Source organism: Nocardia sp. NPDC050408 (assembly GCF_044458905.1).
GTDB lineage: Bacteria > Actinomycetota > Actinomycetes > Mycobacteriales > Mycobacteriaceae > Nocardia.
The window spans coordinates 658,075-674,961 of record NZ_JBITIL010000004.1; the positions used below are offsets into that span (position 1 = coordinate 658,075).

At 65.0% G+C, this 16,887-nt stretch carries 15 protein-coding genes; 11 read left to right on the forward strand and 4 right to left on the reverse strand.

All coding sequences use genetic code 11. From position 1 onward, the window contains the following. Positions 1-144 precede the first annotated feature (144 nt). Positions 145-1,086, forward strand: coding sequence for an expansin EXLX1 family cellulose-binding protein (locus ACIBJI_RS16275; RefSeq protein ID WP_397084688.1), 942 nt, complete (start codon positions 145-147; stop codon positions 1,084-1,086). Here ACIBJI_RS16275 and ACIBJI_RS16280 read toward each other — a convergent pair. Continuing rightward, positions 1,083-2,774: an FAD-binding dehydrogenase gene (locus ACIBJI_RS16280; RefSeq protein WP_364343320.1), complete on the reverse strand. Its 1,692-nt coding sequence runs from the start codon at positions 2,772-2,774 to the stop codon at positions 1,083-1,085. The two genes, ACIBJI_RS16275 and ACIBJI_RS16280, sit on opposite strands and share 4 nt — an antisense overlap. Continuing rightward, a complete protein-coding gene (locus ACIBJI_RS16285; RefSeq protein ID WP_364343317.1) occupies positions 2,771-3,439 on the reverse strand; it encodes a TetR/AcrR family transcriptional regulator in 669 nt (222 codons plus the stop codon). The genes ACIBJI_RS16280 and ACIBJI_RS16285 overlap by 4 nt, the downstream gene beginning before the upstream one ends. Positions 3,440-3,573: 134 nt before the next feature. Between ACIBJI_RS16285 and ACIBJI_RS16290 the strand changes: the two genes are divergently transcribed. The 5 genes from ACIBJI_RS16290 to ACIBJI_RS16310 all read left to right on the forward strand — a co-directional run bounded on the left by ACIBJI_RS16290 (position 3,574) and on the right by ACIBJI_RS16310 (position 10,535). Further along, positions 3,574-4,623 (forward strand): zinc-binding alcohol dehydrogenase family protein, encoded by a 1,050-nt coding sequence (locus ACIBJI_RS16290; RefSeq protein WP_397084690.1) that lies wholly within the window; start codon positions 3,574-3,576, stop codon positions 4,621-4,623. A gap of 183 nt (positions 4,624-4,806) precedes the next feature. Next, a complete protein-coding gene (locus ACIBJI_RS16295; RefSeq protein WP_364343312.1) occupies positions 4,807-5,466 on the forward strand; it encodes a cutinase family protein in 660 nt (219 codons plus the stop codon). Between the two features lie 98 nt (positions 5,467-5,564). After that, complete coding sequence (locus ACIBJI_RS16300; RefSeq protein ID WP_364343309.1) at positions 5,565-7,265, forward strand: 5'-nucleotidase C-terminal domain-containing protein; 1,701 nt, start codon at positions 5,565-5,567, stop codon at positions 7,263-7,265. A 305-nt stretch (positions 7,266-7,570) separates the two neighbouring features. Then, entirely contained in the window at positions 7,571-9,604 is a 2,034-nt protein-coding gene (locus tag ACIBJI_RS16305; protein ID WP_396955455.1) for an SDR family oxidoreductase, read from the forward strand. A 223-nt stretch (positions 9,605-9,827) separates the two neighbouring features. Continuing rightward, the gene (locus ACIBJI_RS16310; RefSeq protein ID WP_364343303.1) at positions 9,828-10,535 is read left to right on the forward strand and encodes a GAF and ANTAR domain-containing protein; all 708 of its coding nucleotides are present in this window, start codon (positions 9,828-9,830) and stop codon (positions 10,533-10,535) included. A gap of 1 nt (position 10,536) precedes the next feature. On the opposite strand, the gene ACIBJI_RS16315 is transcribed toward ACIBJI_RS16310, so the two are convergent. Continuing rightward, positions 10,537-11,298: a GAF and ANTAR domain-containing protein gene (locus ACIBJI_RS16315; RefSeq protein WP_397084692.1), complete on the reverse strand. Its 762-nt coding sequence runs from the start codon at positions 11,296-11,298 to the stop codon at positions 10,537-10,539. A gap of 327 nt (positions 11,299-11,625) precedes the next feature. Between ACIBJI_RS16315 and ACIBJI_RS16320 the strand changes: the two genes are divergently transcribed. Both ACIBJI_RS16320 and ACIBJI_RS16325 read left to right on the forward strand, forming a co-directional pair. After that, a complete protein-coding gene (locus ACIBJI_RS16320) occupies positions 11,626-12,345 on the forward strand; it encodes a GAF and ANTAR domain-containing protein (protein WP_396955457.1) in 720 nt (239 codons plus the stop codon). 198 nt (positions 12,346-12,543) lie between these two features. Further along, a complete protein-coding gene (locus tag ACIBJI_RS16325) occupies positions 12,544-13,206 on the forward strand; it encodes a sigma-70 family RNA polymerase sigma factor (RefSeq protein ID WP_364343295.1) in 663 nt (220 codons plus the stop codon). A 322-nt stretch (positions 13,207-13,528) separates the two neighbouring features. On the opposite strand, the gene ACIBJI_RS16330 is transcribed toward ACIBJI_RS16325, so the two are convergent. Next, positions 13,529-15,337, reverse strand: coding sequence for an FAD-dependent oxidoreductase (locus ACIBJI_RS16330; protein WP_397084694.1), 1,809 nt, complete (start codon positions 15,335-15,337; stop codon positions 13,529-13,531). Between the two features lie 76 nt (positions 15,338-15,413). Here ACIBJI_RS16330 and ACIBJI_RS16335 point away from each other — a divergent pair, with 76 nt between their 5' ends. The 3 genes from ACIBJI_RS16335 to ACIBJI_RS16345 all read left to right on the forward strand — a co-directional run bounded on the left by ACIBJI_RS16335 (position 15,414) and on the right by ACIBJI_RS16345 (position 16,836). Then, positions 15,414-16,073, forward strand: a complete 660-nt coding sequence (locus tag ACIBJI_RS16335; protein ID WP_364343289.1) for a TetR/AcrR family transcriptional regulator — start codon at positions 15,414-15,416, stop codon at positions 16,071-16,073. Positions 16,074-16,287: 214 nt separating this feature from the next. Beyond that, positions 16,288-16,461 carry a polysaccharide pyruvyl transferase family protein gene (locus tag ACIBJI_RS16340; protein WP_397084746.1) on the forward strand — a complete coding sequence of 58 codons (174 nt, stop codon included), beginning with the start codon at positions 16,288-16,290 and terminating at the stop codon, positions 16,459-16,461. Positions 16,462-16,644: 183 nt separating this feature from the next. Beyond that, positions 16,645-16,836 carry a hypothetical protein gene (locus ACIBJI_RS16345; RefSeq protein WP_397084696.1) on the forward strand — a complete coding sequence of 64 codons (192 nt, stop codon included), beginning with the start codon at positions 16,645-16,647 and terminating at the stop codon, positions 16,834-16,836. The last annotated feature ends 51 nt before the right edge of the window (positions 16,837-16,887 follow it).

A 16,887-nucleotide genomic window follows, 5' to 3' on the forward strand; every position in this document is an offset into this window, starting at 1 on the left:
CCGATCTTCGTCGCCGAATGCTGGCTATTTGCCATGAGATTGCCGACACGTGCATGTTTCACTACGGAGATTTTTCGTTCGAGTCATACGTCGCGGGTCGGCCTGCTTTCCTGATGGGGTCAGGATGGAGAGTCCGCGAGTTGGGTGAGCCGGAAGTCGGGGACAGCGGTGCACCGAATACCGATCCAACAGCAGCACTTCCGCTCCGGGTGGCTGTGGTCGTCCGTCGGCGTAATAGTGACCGCGGTGGCGGTCGCGATCTGGGCCGCGAGACCCGAGCAGCAGTCGTCCTGCGAGGCGACACATGCGGTGCCGGATCCCGGAACCGGCACCTCGCGAATGATGGTGGCCAGCAGTAGTACCGGTATCGCCAACTGGCATACGGTGGACGCGTCGCCACCCACGCGCCCGGGCGAGGCACGGTACTACGCATTCGGCCCCGGCGTCGCGTGTTCATTCACCGGACTGCCGACGAACGGCTTCTACGTGGGCGTCTCTACTCAGGAGTATGGGCTGGCCGATCTGTGCGGTGCGTATCTCGATGTGCACGGCCCGCGCGGCGACGTCCGGGTGCTCATCGCCGACCGCTGCCCGGGATGTGCTCCGGGACAACTGGATTTGAGTACCACGGCCTTCGAACAGATCGCGAATCGGTCCGACGGCGTCGCACAGATCCGCTATACCGTGGTCCGTGATCCGCAGCCCGCACCCGAGCTGATCTACGAGCTGAAGCCCGACTCCTCGGCCTCCTGGCTGGCCATGCTGGTGACCGGATCGGGAAATCCCATCCAGCGCATCGCATTACGGTCCGCGGCGGGCGGCCCGTGGCATGAACTCGACCGCGGCATGGACAACTACTGGACAATCAGCGGCGCCGGGCCAGGACCGTTCTCGGCACAGGTGACCGATGTACACGGGAATCAGGTGAAGATCTCGGGGATCTCCCTGCAGCAGGGCCCGCGATACACCGGAATGCGCCTCTACGCCGAGCCTGCCCCGGAACCGCTGCCCACGCCGATGCCGGAGATCGCGACCACGACACCGCAGCCGCTGTCCCGCGTCGCCGCGACGGGCTGTGCGAACTAACTCGGTTTCGTCGCGATGGCCCGTCCCGCGGCACGGCCGGAGAAAATGCAGCCACCGAGGAAGGTGCCCTCCAGCGCGTTGTAGCCGTGCACGCCGCCGCCGCCGAATCCGGCGACCTCGCCCGCGGCATACAGTCCGGGCAGCGGTGTGCCGTCCGGCCGCATCACCTGCGAATCCAGATTGGTCTGCAGTCCGCCGAGCGTCTTGCGGGTCAAGATATTGAGCCGCACCGCGATCAGCGGCCCGTTCGCCGGATCCAGGATGCGATGCGGTTTGGCCACGCGACCCGCCTTATCGCCGAAGTACTGGCGCGCGTTGTTGATCGCCATCAGCTGCGCGTCCTTGGAGTACTTATTGGCGATATCCCGGTCGCGGGCGACGATCTGTCGCTCCAGCTCGTCGAAGTCCAGCTGCGGGCCGCGCGCGATCTTGTTCATGCCATCGACCAACTCACGCAAGGTATTCGCGACCACGAAGTCGACCCCGTGCTGTTTGAACGCCTCGACCGGACCGGGCGCACCCTTGGCCACCCGGCTCTTGAGGGTGAGCTTGAGATCCTTACCGGTGATATCCGGATTCTGCTCCGAGCCCGAGAGGGCGAACTCCTTCTCGATGATCGACTGGGTGAGTACGAACCAGGAGTAGTCGTAGCCGGTGGCCAGAATCTCCTTCATGGTCGAATTGGTGTCGAAGCCTGGGAAACACGGTGCCGGCAAACGCTTTCCATTGGCGTCGAACCACAGCGAGGACGGACCGGGAATGATCCGGATGGCATGATCGGGCCAGATCGGATTCCAGTTGTTGATGCCCTCGGTGTAGTGCCACATGCGATCGCGATTGACGATGGCGCCGCCCGCTGCCTCGGATATGCCGAGCATCCGCCCGTCCACATGCGCGGGCACACCGGAGATCATGGTCTCCGGTGCCGGACCGAGTCGCTCGGTAGGCCAGTTCCGGCGGATCAGCTCATGATTGTGGCCGATGCCACCGGAGGTGACGATCACCGCCTTGGCGCGAAATTCGAAGTCGCCGACCACATTTCGCGACGAAGCCCGACCGCGTTCCAGATCGGTCGGCTCGAGTACGCTGCCGCGCACGCCGACCACCGCGCCGTCCTCGACGATCAACTCGTCGACCCGATGCCGGAAACTGAAGCCGACCAGTCCGCGACGCTCACCCTCGAGCACCGGCTCCTGGAACACTCGCACCACCTCGGGCCCGGTACCCCAGGTGAGGTGGAAGCGCGGCACCGAATTGCCGTGCCCATCGGCGAAGGCGCCACCGCGCTCGGCCCAACCGACCAGCGGTGTCACCCGTAAACCCAACTCGCGCAAGTAATCCCGCTTCTCAGTGGTCGCGAAGCGCACATAGGCTCGCGCCCACTGGCGGGCCCAGTAGTCCTGGTCCTCGCGATCGAAGCCCGCCGAACCGAACCAATCCTGCAGTGCCAGTTCGTAGGAGTCCTTGATGCCGAGGCGGCGCTGCTCCGGACTGTCCACGAAGAACAGTCCGCCGAGCGACCAAAAGGCCTGGCCGCCGAGGTTATTGCGATTCTCCTGGTCGAGCACATGTACCTTGCGGCCCGCCTTGACCAATTCGTGGGTCGCCACGAGTCCGGCCAGGCCCGCACCGACGACGATGACATCTGCCTCTTGGGTGAATTCGCGGCTCGGGTCGGTCATGATCATCCTTCGGTTTCGGTGCTGTAGGCCAGCACGATGTGGCAGAAAAGGTCGGTGCGTCGGCTGCGCACTGTGCGGCTGCGGGGTTCCATCAGCACCTGAACGGCGGTGCCGTCGTGTGCCGCGACCAGCGCCTGACCCAGTGCGACGGGATCGGCCACCGTCCGGCCGACGCGGGCCAGTGCGTCGACGATCGTCGGCATCAGTGCAGCGACGATCGCTTCCTCACGTCCGGCCATCACCTGCCGCAGGCCGGGAGTGCGCAGCGCGTGTGAGGTGAATTCGGCGGTGATGCGGAACCAGTCCTCGTCGATCGGCACAGCGCGGTCCAAGCGCTCGATCACGGCGCGGATATCGGCGACGCCGTCGAACGAGAAGCCGTCGAGGGTCGCGCGGATACCGGCGATCATGGCGGCCGATCGCTGCTCCCACATGGCAAGAAACAACTCGTCTAGCGAGGTGAAGTTGGAGTAGAAGGCGCCACGGGTGAACCCGGCCCGCTCACAGACCCGTTCCACCGAGGCGCGGCCGAAGCCCTCCTCGGCGAACACCTGGTACGCGGCGGTGAGTAGGCGTTTGCGGGTCTCGGTGCGACGGCGGGTCACCCGGCGCACCGAGACCTCCGTATCGGTGGTCGATGCCAACGCGCACCTCCTCGTGCTCCCGGCCATTTCGATACAGCTATGTATTCAATACAGAAATGTATCAGAAGGGCCGACTCACCTTTGGCGGAACGGGTGAACGAGCGTGGTCGGCGGGGATAATCCGAAGAGACCGTTCTCCCTGTCGGTGAGGAGTGATCGGCATGAATGTGAGTGCGGCGACCACGGGCATGATCGGCTGGCGGGTGCGACGGCCTGGGTCGATCGATGGCGGACCGCTCGACTTCGTCCGCGAGGCGGTGCCCGAACCCCAGGCCGGTGAACTCCTGGTGCGAGTGCTGGCCTGCGGAGTCTGTCGCACCGACCTGCATGTTGCCGAAGGGGATCTGCCGGTGCATCGGCCCGGTGTGGTGCCGGGGCATGAGGTGGTGGGGGAGGTGGTAGCGCAAGGGTTGGGATCGGCTGGGGCACCGGACTCTTCGGCACCCGAGTTCGCGGTCGGTGATCGCGTCGGCATCGCCTGGTTGCGCCACACCTGCGGCAGCTGCCGGTACTGTCTGCGCGGCGCGGAGAATCTCTGCCCGAATTCGGAGTACACCGGCTGGGACGCGGACGGCGGCTACGCCGAATATGCCACTGTCCCAGCGGCTTACGCCCACCGGCTGCCCGATGGATACAGCGATATGGAAACCGCGCCGCTGCTGTGCGCCGGGATCATCGGCTATCGGGCGCTGCAGCGTGCCGATCTGCCAACGGGTGGACGGCTCGGGATCTACGGCTTCGGCGGCAGCGCGCACATCGCCGCGCAGGTGGCGCTCGCGCGCGGTGCCGAGGTGCATGTAATGACCAGGGATCCGGCCGCGCGCGAGTTGGCCGCGGACCTCGGCGCCGCCTCGGTGCAGGGTGCGGCGGATCGGCCTCCGGTGCAATTGGATTCGGCGATCTTGTTCGCGCCGATCGGCGAGCTGGTGCTACCCGCGCTGGAAGCGCTCGATCGCGGCGGCGTCCTCGCCATCGCGGGCATCCATCTCAGCGATATCCCGGTACTGAACTACCAGCGGCATCTGTTCCAGGAGCGCGAGATTCGCTCGGTGACTGCCAATACCCGCGCCGACGCGCGCGAATTCCTCGCGCTGGCGGGCGAACACCGTATACATGTGACCACAACGGGGTACTCCCTCGGTACGGCAGGTCGAGCCCTCGCGGATCTCGCACACGGACGTTTCACCGGCGCAGCGGTTCTCATCCCGTAGGCGCCCGAATCGTCGTGCGCTGGACCGGATTCCAGGACACGATTCAGCGCTGAACCGGTCTCGCTTCAGCTGAGTTGCTTGACGCAACTCTCTACCTTCCCTACCTTCGCGAATGTAGCCGAGTGACACTTGTCGCTGACAAGCGTCACTCGGCTTCTCACAACGGCGTGAGAGGTGATCACGATGGAAATCCGGAAGGTAAGAAAATTCGAGAAGTGGCGGCTGGCACCGGTATTCGCTGTGCTATTGCTCGTCGCTACGGCGGGGGTGGTGACCAGCATCGGCGCGCAGGCACGGGCGGACTGTGCCGCGGTCGATGTGGTGGTCGCCAGAGGCACCGGGGAACCCGGCTGGCTCGGCTCCGTCGTCGGCGACCCGCTGTATGACACGCTGCTCCAAGCACTTCCGGTGAGCAGCAGCGCTTACCGGGTGGACTATCCCGCGGACCTGCTCGACCCCACTTCGCTCAGCCGCGGCACCCAGGACATGACCGACCATGTCATTCGGCAGTCGCAAATGTGCCCGGATCAGCAGTTCATCCTGGTCGGCTACTCGCAGGGCGCGGCCGTAGTACACGGTGTCGTCGGCACCGGCATCGTGACCGCGCTGCCCGGGATCTACGTGCTCCCCGGCGATCTCGAATGGAAGGTGTCCGCAGTTCTGCTGTTCGGTGATCCCCTCCGCCTGATCGGCTGGGGGGTCCCCGGCAACTACGCCTGGAAGACCGCCGATTACTGCACCGGCGGTGATCCGATCTGTGGTGGCGGCATCGACCCGAGCCAGCACACGAACTACGGCTGGGCGTTCTGGCCGGCCGCGGATTTCGCGGCGGGCCGGGTGTAACCGGGAAATCCGCGCGGCGGGGTCGAGCACCGACCCCGCCGCCGGTGTGTTCGCACGAGATTCATGCCGATGGCACCCGGGCGTGGGACAGTCTGAATATGACAGCGCAGCGTCGCATCGGCATGATCATTGCGGGACTCATGAGCATCGCCCTGGTTGCGGGCTGCGGTAGCGCATCCGACAGCGGTCGACCGACCGCCTCGACGGCGCCGGGAGTGATCCCGCTCATCTCGACCGACGATCTGCGCGGCGCGCAGACGGATGAGGTACATCTGTTCGGGCTCAACGATTTACACGGCAATCTGCAGCCACCCGCGGGTTCCACCGGCAAGATCGCCGGATACGACGCGGGCGGCGCCGCCTACCTCGCCACCCATCTGGCACGGTTGAAGAAGGCGTATCCGGCCAGTGCCGTGGTGTCCGCCGGGGACAATATCGGCGCGAGCCCCCTGGTCTCCGGACTCTTCCACGACGAGCCGACCATTACCTTCTTGAATTCGATCGGACTGGCCGCTTCCTCGGTGGGCAATCACGAGTTCGATAACGGCGTCATCGAATTGGCGCGACTACAGCAGGGTGGGTGCTCGCCCGCCGGATGCTCGCCCGGCACGCCGTTCACCGGTGCGAAGTTCCCGTTCCTGGCCGCCAATGTCACCGATGCGGGCGGTAAATTGCCGCCGACGCTGCGGCCGTGGACGATACTCGAGCTCGGCGGACACAAGATCGGTGTCATCGGCACGGTGACACCCGAGACAGCGAGCATTGTTTTCCCGGAAGGCATTCGGGGCTACACCTTCGGCGATGAGGTCGCGGCGATCAATCGCTATGTCCCCGAGGTGAAGTCGGCGGGCGCGCAGACCGTGGTGGCGCTGCTACACGACGGCGGGGTGCAGCAGCCGGCCCAGAATGCGGTGGTCGACTACAACGGTTGCGCGAACATCTCCGCCGAGGTCACCGCCTTGGCGACGGGTGTCGATCCCGCGGTGCGGGTGCTGTTCACCGGACATTCGCACCAGCCGTATGTCTGCACCATCGACGGCAAGGTGGTCACCCAGGCCGCCTCCTACGGTCGGCTGATCACCGATGTCGCCCTGCGCTTCGGCGCCGACGGTGTGCAGGCATCGGCGGTCAACCGGGTGGTCACCAGGGAGGTCACGCCGGACGCGGCCACCACCTCGCTGATCGACTTCTATGCCGCGCAGGCCGAGCCACGCGCGCAGCGGCCGGTCGGCATCGCGGCGGCGTCGCTGCCGCACGAACCGGCGGGCTCCGGTGAATCGCCGCTCGGTGATGTCATTGCCGACTCGATGCTCTCGGTCACCGCGGTGGCGCCCGCTGCGGCGGTCGCGGCCTTCATGAATCCGGGCGGTGTGCGCACCGACCTGAAGGCCGGTCGGATCAGCTATGGCGATATCTACAGCGTGCAGCCGTTCGGCAATCAGGTCGTCACCCTCACCATGACCGGCAGTCAGATCCTGCGCCTGCTCGAACAGCAATGGAGCAATGGCAAGGCGACCGTGCTCTCACCAGCCGGGCTGACCTATACCTACGTCGAGTCGAGTCCGAAGGGTAGCAAGGTCGTCGCCGACAGCGTGCGCATCGGCGGCCAACCCCTCAACCCGGTCGCCACCTACCGCATCACCACCAACAGCTTCCTGGCTTCGGGCGGTGACGGTTTCACGGTCTTCACCGAGGGTGCCGACAAGACGGTCGGGCCCATCGATCTTGATGCTTTCGAGACCTATCTGAAGGGGCGCCCACCGCTGGAATCCCCGTCCGCCCGCACCGAGAAGCGCTGAGCCGGTGCGCAAACGCGGTGTCCTGATTAAGGTTTCGCGTTCGAGCATTATCTGAAAACTGTTGTAACACACAATATTAGCGGCACCCATTGGTGACCATTCACACATCGCTCTGGGCTGCCGTTCGCTTGCCCGCAACTAGCTGCGCCCATTAAAGTTACCGACCAGTAGGGCAATGGTGTTCCCTGCTTTGGCTCAGCAACTACTTGGCTGTAAGCCGAATCAATGATGTCCGCATTCACTGCTGCATGTCGGGCGCGCTTGTGTGACAACTCAATTCGAGTGCGACAGCAGGAGGAAATGCGATGACGACTTTCATCGTGACGGGTGGAACCGGATTCTTGGGCCGACGGGTGGTTCAGGAACTCCTGGCAGCCGATTCCGAAGCCATTGTGCATGTGCTGGTTCGCACCGCATCGGTGGCGAAATTCAGTGAACTCACCGCGGGCTGGGAGGGTGGCGCACGCGCCTTTCCGATGCTCGGTGATCTGACCGCCGAAGGCCTCGGTCTGATCGAGGACGCACCCAAGGCCGACCATGTGATCCACCTCGGTGCGGTCTACGACATGACCGCCGACGAGCAGACCGCGCACGCGGCCAATGTCGCTGGCACTCGCTCGGTGCTGGAGCTGGCCCGCGAATTGGGCGCGGTGCTGCACCACGTCTCCTCGGTGGCCGTCGCCGGTGACCACAAGGGCAAATTCTTCGAGGAGGATTTCGACCTGGGGCAGCAGCTGACTTCGCCGTACCACCGGACCAAATTCGCCGCGGAGAAGCTGGTCCGCGAATCCAAAGGGGTGCGCTGGCGGGTGTACCGGCCCGCGATCGTGGTCGGCGATTCGCGTACCGGTGAGATGGACAAGATCGATGGTCCGTACTACTTCTTCCCGGCCATCTCGCGCCTGGGCGCGCTGCCTGCCGAACTGCCGATGCTGCTGCCGGATCTCGGCGCGACCAATATCGTGCCGGTCGACTATGTGGCAGGTGCGATGGTCGAGCTGGTGCGCCGCAAGGGTCTCGACGGGCGCACATTCCACCTGGTCAACCCGGAACCGCAGCCGTTCGGCGAGATCTATGGTGCGCTCGCGGCCGCCGCGGGTGCGCCGACCGGAATCGGCACGGTGCCCGGCAGCGGGTTCGCGCTGAACGGTCTCGCCCACCTCCCGGGTGTCTCCACCGTTCGCGATTTCCTGTTGGAGCAGTTGGGAATTCCGGCCGAGGTCGCACCGCACACCTCGTTCGCCGCGGAATTCGTCTCCGACTCCACCCGGGCGCAGCTGCGCGGGACGGGTCTGGCGGTGCCGTCGTTCGACAGCTACGCCGAGCGCCTGTGGCGGTACTGGGCCGAGAACCTGGACCCGAACCGGGGTCGGCCCGGCGATAGCGGCGACCCGCTGGACGGCCGCGTCGTACTGATCACCGGGGCTTCCTCCGGTATCGGACTGGCCACCGCCCATGCCGTCGCGCAGCGCGGTGCGATCGTGCTGATGGTGGCGCGCGGTGTGGACGATTTGCAAGCCGCGGCGGAGTCGGTGCGGGCCGAAGGTGGTGTCGCTCATGCCTATCCGTGCGATATCACCGATTCCGACGGAGTCGAAGATTTGGTCGCCGCGGTGCTCGCCGATCACGGTCATGTCGATTATCTGGTGAACAATGCGGGACGGTCGATCCGTCGTTCGGTGGTCAATTCCACCGACCGCATGCACGATTTCGAGCGGACCATGGCGGTAAATTACTTCGGCGCGGTGCGACTCATTCTCGCACTGCTGCCATCGATGCGGGCACGGCGTTTCGGACATATCGTGAACATCTCCTCGATCGCCGTGCAGACCAAGGTGCCGCGCTTCGCGGCATATGTGGCGAGTAAATCCGCGCTGGACAACTTCAGCGAGATTGCTGCGGTCGAAAATCGGGATGCGGGAATCACTTTCACCTCGGTACGCATGCCATTGGTGCGCACCCCGATGATCGCGCCGACCGATCTCTACCGCTCGCTTCCGGTGCCGGATCCCGACCGCGCCGCCGGCATCGTGGTGCGCGCCATCGAGGATCGCCCGCACCGCATCGACACACCGGTCGGCACCTTCGCCCAGGCGGTCGAACTGCTGATGCCGTCGGTCAAGCGGACGATCATGCACCAGGGGTTCCGCTGGTTCGGTGAATCGCATGCGGCACAGGGGAAGCAGACCGTGGCGTCCGACGCGGTCGAGGAGGCGCAGGCGGATCAGGACTCCGGTCGCACCGCGCTGTCCTATCTCGCGCCTGTGGTCCTGCCGCTGATGGCATTGCCCAGCCCGGCCGCGCGGGTCACCCGGGTAATCCCCGGCCTGCACTGGTGATGGATCCCATGATGGGCTGACCCCCGCACCGACCTGGCTGCCGCGACTGTGGGACGTTCGGCCCTGGTGTGGACGATCGGTGTTTCGTATTCTTGCGGTGCCGACCCGCCGTATTTCCCGCGGCGTAGTTGCGGTCCAGTGCCGGGGTCGTGACGAATCCTTGGACAAGGGGACCGTCGACCTCATGGCGGGGATAACGGTCGTGAGAGTTCGTAGGAATGGTGTGGGGCAGTTCGATCAATTGACCGACGAATTTTTGTCGGCCCTCGAGTTTCTGACGAAGCTGTCGGCCGAAGGCGGTGGGATGACCGCCCTGTGCGGCGCCTGTGTGCGGGTGCTGCCGGTGCAGCGTGCCGCGATCCTGATCCAGGAGCGCGAAGCCGGGCTGCAGCTGTGGGCCACAAGTGATTCGGTGGCGGCGCGGGTGGAGGCGGTGCAGGTCACCGCGGGGCAGGGGCCGGCCGTGGACGCCGTCGTCGCCGGTGTACCGGTGCTGGTGGCCGATCTGGCCGAAACCGATGTGCGGTGGCCGGGTTTCGCCGATGAGTTGAACCGGGTCGCGGTGGCGGGTTCGATGGTCGCGGTGCCCTTGCAGTTGGGTGTGGTGCGGTTCGGCGTGCTCGATCTGTATCGGGCCGAACCGGGCAAGCCGGAACCGTATGTGATTTCGGCGGGACTGCATATCGCCGATCTGGTCATCGCGCAGTTGGTGGCCGGATCGGCGAAATCCGCGCATGCCGCCGCGCAATGGTGGGATCAGCCGCTGACCAGTCGCACGATCCACCAGGCGGCCGGAATCGTGCTCGCGCAGTTGGATATCGGGGCTCCCGACGCCTATGCGCGGCTGCGCGCCTATGCCTTCGCGCACGGGTTGTCGCTGGCCGAGGTCGCGGTGCTGGTCGTGGAAAATCGTATCCGCTTCGATACCTGACTCACTCCGCCGCATCGGCACGCAGATCGATCCGCCCCTCGACGATGTCACCGGCGATATCGGTGAGCCGCCGTCCGGTGGCGCGGGCGTATTCGCGCATGATTTGGAATGCGCGATCCATATCCTGGTCGCCGCGCTCGGCGAGCACACCCTTGGCCTGCTCAATGGCTACGCGCGTGTTCAGCGCGGTCGGCAACTGCGCCTGGATCGTCGCGTCCTGCGCGCGCAGCACGTGCTGCGCGATGCCGATGGCCGCGATATCGGCGAGGATCTGCCCGATGCGCAGATCCAGCTGTCCGAGCGCGGCTGCCGAGCCTGCAAGTCCGGTGAGCGCACCGATGCTGTCGCGGTGCAGCCGCAGCGGCACGGCATAGGTGCACAGATATCCCGCGGCCGCTGCCGCATGTGCGAACTCCGGCCACAGCGCCCCGTCGGCACGCAGATCGGGAGCCGATACGGCGGTCCTGCTCCGATAGGCATCCAGGCTCGGCCCCTCGTGCTGTAACAAACCGAGCAGTCGGGCCGACTCGTTTGTTGAGGCCAGTACCTGTAGCTCACCACGTTGGTCGGCTAGCAACAATCCGGCATCAGTCGCGCCAGTGACTTCGGTACAGGCCTCCAGTAGCTGCTGACATAGTTCGACAACGTCGAAATCGCTAGCCAGCGAGTCGACCGCGCGCACAAGTGATCGTAATAACTGGATCGAATCCGGCAGCGGCTCGGATGATCGGTCGCGCTGCCGATCGTCGAACGGAGGCACCATTGCAGTCTCCCGGTCGCGGTGATTGCTATCGCCGCAATGCGGCACATTTTGACGGCGAGCATTCAGCGAAAATAAGCCTCACCGGGTACATCTTTGTGGCACGGTCAGGTCGAGTCTGTCGTCCATCGTGGCATCCGAATAGTAGTCATGTCGACCACTATCGGATGGCGGCCAACGGAATCCGATGAGTAGCTGGACAATTCAAAGGAGCAAGGTGGTGTCGAAATTGTGGTGTGCGACTTCGCTTAGCCATACCATGGGAATGTCAGCAAGTGCGGCGCGGGACTTGAGGGGACGACCGACTTTCGCGCGTGCGGGGTGATGCGAGTGTCTGACAATGAGGTGCTGGTGGCCGCGGCAGCGCGGCTGGCCGAGCTGCTACCTGCGATCGGCGACACAGCAGAGATGGTGCGCCAACTGATGAACAGCGCGATTGTCGCGCTCGACTTGGTCGGCTGCACCGTCATGCTGATGCCGGACGAGGCGCTCACGCCCGATGAGCGCTCCCGGATGGCCGCCGCGGCTCCGGAGGAGCTGACGGCCATGGAACTCTGTCAGCATCGCAGTGAACGGGGTCCGAGCGTGGACGCGTTCCGGTCCGGCAAACCCATCGCGATCGACGATATCGGTCGATATGGCGAGCGCTGGCCGGAGTTCGCCGCCGAGGCGGTCCGGCACGGGCTGTCCTCGCTGGCCGAGATTCCGATGCGGGTCGGTGAGACCACGGTCGGCGCGCTGGGCCTGTACGGTCCGAGCCCACGGGTCTGGACCGATCAGGATCTTTCGGTGGGCGGACTGTTGGCGAGCATGGCGACCGGCCACATCGTCAATTCCAACGTGCTGCGCGAGCAGCAGCGTTTGACCGCGCAGCTGCAACATGCGCTGGATTCGCGGATCGTCATCGAACAGGCCAAGGGTGTTATCGCCAATGCCAGGCGCACCACGCCGGAGGTGGCGTTCGAACTGATCCGCACGCATGCACGCAAGAATCGGGTCGCGGTACATGCGGTGGCGAAGGGGATCGTCGAACTCGGCCTGCGGGTCTGAGTAAATCCATTACCGCGCGAAAGTACATGATCATTTGCGCGCGGCGCGGTAATGTGAAAGTTGGACTATCGGCCCCTGTCCCCGGCCGGATTCCGTTCTCCGCCAGTGCCGTCCATGCCCTCGACGGTCCGCTTCGACGCAGCTTCATACGTCCAAATCAACCTGCTTGTCGCATCACTTGTTTGTCTGGGGGCAATCGTGATCCTGCTCGTTTCATCTCGGTCCGAACGCATTCCACATCGGCCCGAACGAATTCCAACCACGCTGCGGCCCGTTCCGTGTCAGTTTCGTGATCCGATTGATATCGAATCCCATGATGTCGATGCCGAATTGGTACATCGCATAGCCGACGGCGATCAAGATGCGTTCGCGCAGTTCTATCGCCGCACCCGCGGTCTGGTCTACCAGCGCGTGCTGGCGATCGTCCGTGACCGTGGGTACGCCGAAGAGACCTGTCACGACGTCTACCTCGAGGTGTGGCGCTGCGCGATCCGGTTCGACGAGCACCGCGGTTCGGTGCTCACGTGGCTGCGCATGCTGGCCCATCGTCAGGCCGTGGACCGGGTCCGGCACGAACGCGCCACCGTGGACCACAATCACTCCTGGGGCAGTCGCGATTATCAGCCTCCCACCGATGTGGTGGCCGAGGAGGCGGTGCGTCACGACGAGAGGGACGCCCTGCGCCGCAGCCTCACCCATCTGACCGAACTCCAGCACGAATCCATCGCGCTCGCGTACTACTCCGGACTCAGCTATCCCGAGGTGGCGGCGCGTCTCGGCGTCGGTCTCCCCACGGTCAAATCCCGGATCCGGGCCGGACTCGAACACCTGAAGACCGACCTGTCCGAACCCCTCGACTAGCGCCTGGTCGGACCGCCCGTGCCGACGGTGGACGACGCCGTGCACGTCGGTACCCATCATGATCGAATCCTGCAGATGACCATCGCTGGCGATGGTCCAGGGCTGATCATGTGTTTGCCCGAGCGTCGGCAGGTCTGCGCGGGTCGGTCCACCTCGGCGGTGTCGCCGCGAGCCGGCAGCGTCCAACTGCCGCCGTCCTCGGTGCGTGCGGTGAGCCGATTGTCGTGGTCCGCGGATCGACCGAGCACGACGCGATCCAGCAGCTCCCGCAGAACGGGTCGAGATCAACCCCGTGCGGGGCGAATGACCAGGCTGTTGTCGGTCAGCCGAGGTCGAACAGATTGGGCTGACCGGCCTTATAGCGAGCGGCATCCATTCGCCGGAACGGTTCGAAAGCGGGAATCGAATCGCGCGTGAAGAGTTGGACGCGAGCGGCGGGGGAGTCGGATGCGTCGAGGAGTGCGTTCACCGCGGTGCGACCCGCCTCGTTCGCGCCCTCCATGGTCGCCAGATCGAAGTTGGTCCGCACGTAGTCGGCGGCCAGGAACAGGTTCGGGATCTGCGTGTGCGCGGTCGGTCGATCGGCCCACGATCCGATCGTATTCACAAGCAGCGGTTCGTCATTCGTATTCTGCCCGTCCGCCCATTCGACGCCCGGATCGAGCATCCACTCGCCGACGATGCCGTCCTTCAACTGGATTCGGCCGTCGTCGTTGAGCGCGGCGGTCATCTGCGCCCAGGTCTCCTGGTAGATCTCGTCGCGGGTGCATTCCTTGGCGGTCTTGCCGAAAAGAATGCCCGGGGTATCCCAGTCGGCGATATCGATGGTGAGGCCGTCGACGATCGATCCGTCACCGTATTTCGCGGCGTAATCCACATCCCAGAACGCGCGCTGGGTATAGGAGGTCAGCCGCCACGGTGCGTCGAGGTAGATGTTGTATCCCTTGCCGAGATCCAGCTTTTCGGTGACGAACATCTGCATGCCGTTCATCCAGTCGACGGTTAGCGCATCCATTCGACCGAGCGCCGGATCCAGCTCGCGGATCTCCGGTGACCACAGCCGTCGCGCGCGGTCGGTCGGCACCGCGCAGACATACCAATCCGCGTCGAACACCTCGCTGCTGCCATTGGGGCGCCGAATGCGCGCACCGCCGATGCGACCGTCGGCCACCACGAATTCCTCTAGCGCGTGGCCGGGCCGCAATTGCACACCCATGCCCTCGAGCAGCCCGATCCACGGATCCAGCCAGGCCTCATTGGTTGGTCCGTTGAGCACCTCGTAGACCTTCGGGCCGCCGGTCAGTTCCTGCAGCAGCGCGATGAAGAAGCCCTCCATCATATTGCCCATGGTCCTGGTGCTGGCCACATATTCCTTGGCGGCTACCAGAGCTCGGGTCAGGCCGGTGGCGGCCAGCGCCTGGAACTGTGCGGATCTGCTTGCCGCGCCGACATAATCCCACCAGCTGACATGCTCCCACTGGCCGAAGCGACGCTCCTCGCTCGAGGTCAGATACGTGACCACCCGTCCGGCCATATACATGGCCTCCGGCAGTGGAACGAGATTGTTCTTCATGAACACCTCGACCAGGATGCGCTGCAATCCTTCCGGTGTGAGCGCCTGGGTGGGGTCGAAATAGAACCCGAACATCAGCGGGAAGCCGTCGGGCAGATCGCCCGAGCGCGGATAGCGTGGATCGCTCACCGAGAATGGAATCAGGTTGTCGTACACCGACTTTCGGGTGCCCGGCAGTGGAATGCGACGCATCGTGTCGTGCACATGGCGATAGAACGAGGTGAAACCGCGCGCGCCGTGCTCGCCCGGCAGTGGTGCGCGGCCGCCGATCCCGGTGCCCGGCAGCGGAATCGTGCGGGATTTGCCGCCGAGTTCCTTGCGATCGAAAACGGTTACCGCGTAGCCGCGTTCGGCGAGTTCATGCGCTGCGGTAAGCCCACCGATGCCCGCGCCGAGCACCGCGACGGTATTGCGCGCCGGGCTATTTCGGCGTCGCGGCGTCGGCTGGGCCGCCGCGATTCCGGTCGGTGTCGCCCATCCCGCGGTGCTCGTCACCGCAGCCGCGCCACGTAGCAGCGAGCGTCTGCTGAGCTGGTTGTCCCGATGCTGAGTTGTCATTGCACGACCCCTAAATCTGACTATTTCGATCGTCATATTTATCAGATCGCCGGTCGGGATGGGAGACAATGCAAAGATGACGATGCAGCGGCGCCCGGTGCGGACCTATGGCGGTATCGGCGCGGAGGACCGAGTCGCGGCGCGGCGCGGCAAACTCCTGGACGCCGGGCTGGAGCTGTTCGGTACGCGCGGCTACTCGGCGACCGGCGTCAAGGATCTGTGTCGTGCGGCCGGATTGACCGACCGGTACTTCTACGAATCGTTCGCCGGAACAAAGGAGCTGTTCGCGGCGGTATTCGACCACGTCATCGATGAGTTGTTCGCATCCGTGGCCGCGGCGGTCGGGGCGAGCGAGCCGCGTGGGACGCGCAAACTGCGGGCCGGTATCGGCACGTATCTCACCGCATTGGCCGAGGATCCGCGCAAACTGCGCATCGTTTTCGTCGAACCCACCGCTGCCGGTGCCGAATATCGAATGCGCGAGGCACTGTGGCGCTTCGCCCGATTGGTCGCGGCCACGGCCACCGAGGCGCTGCCGGACGTTCAGCCGCCCGCGGAAATCATCGATATCTTCGCGCTGTCGGTGGTCGGGACGTTGGAGCGGGTGATCGTGGAGAAGCAGGGCGGTCGGTTGGACGTGCCGATGGACAATCTGATCGACTATTGCGCAGCCTTCGCCGCGGCGTCGTTGCGTGCGGTCCACAGCGGCCAGATCGCCGAGCGGACAACGGATTAGCCAGCTGGCCCGCCGCGGATCATGTACAGGTCAGCGTCGAAGCCCAGGAGATTGTCGGGCGGGTGGTGCGCACCCGCGCCACGGAATTGGACGCCGGGCTGGTGCCACTGATCATCTCCGAATACGCCTCCGAGGAACGGCTTTCGACGTTGCCGCTACTGGCGGGGTGGACAAGGTGCTACCGCCGGTCGGCCGCGGTGGCACGCCAGTGGATGTGTTCCGGCAGGTCGGGCGGTGTCGCGTATTGGTCACCAGTGCCTATCATCTGGCGGTTTTCGCACTGTCGCAGGGAATTCCGGCCGTCGGCATCACCGCCTCGGAGTATTACGACGACAATTCCACGGCCTGGCACAGATGTTCAGGAGCGGACTGCGCGTGGTGCATCTGAACGATCCCGAACTGGAACAGGAATTGACCATGGCGCTGGACGAGCTGTGGCAGGATGCACCTGCGCTCCTGGATCCGCTGCAGCGGCGAGCCGTCGAACAGATCGATGCCGGCCGGAGTGGTTTGGCGCGGTATTCGGATTGGTGGAAAACGGACCGCTTCGGCCGGTCCCACGATCAGGGGGATGATTGCCGTGACGCTGTCGGTCTACGTTCCGGCCTATCGCTTCCAGCGCCGCATCGCCAATGACTACCCGGACCTGGTTCACCGCGGCGATGTGCTGGCCGGTGATGCCCGCCTGGCCGAGCCCGCATTGCACCGCCTGCGCGTGCGCAGGGTAGCCACTGTCCGCAACCGCTCGGATTTGCTGGTCTGACAGCTGAACCGGCGGTTTCGCCGAGCTGCCGATGTGGTGAATCCCGAATCG